Annotated in this window: 1 protein-coding gene; it reads right to left on the bottom strand. The window is 61.7% G+C overall.

Features of this window, described 5'->3' with window-relative positions; all coding sequences use genetic code 11:
• Nucleotides 1–33: 33 nt before the first annotated feature.
• Nucleotides 34–269: tyrosine-type recombinase/integrase (locus AC0IYH_RS31790; RefSeq protein ID WP_471838254.1), on the bottom strand; the 236-nt coding region annotated here is incomplete at its 5' end.

The raw sequence follows: 269 nt of genomic DNA, 5'->3' as shown, positions 1-269 counted from the left end.
ACTCAGTGTCTAAAGCGGCGCATTTCCGGGGCCTTACGCGGCCTTGCGCATCTCTTGCGTAATCAGAGGCGTCGGAGCAAAGATGCTGGCGGCGCACTGCTCGATCATAGGTGCCCGCGTCTCAGTCGGCGCAATGGCGTGCATATAGACCCGAGCCGTCACCTGAGCGTTGGCGTGACCAAGAAGCTTCGACACGTCCGCCAGCGGCATGCCTGCATCTAGCCACGCGCTGCCCGCGAAATGCCGGAGCGCATGGAAATGCTTCCACT

The organism is Pseudomonas sp. AC463, assembly GCF_979253585.1.
Note: the sequence above shows the minus strand (reverse complement) of the source record. Positions and strands in the feature narration are given on the sequence as shown.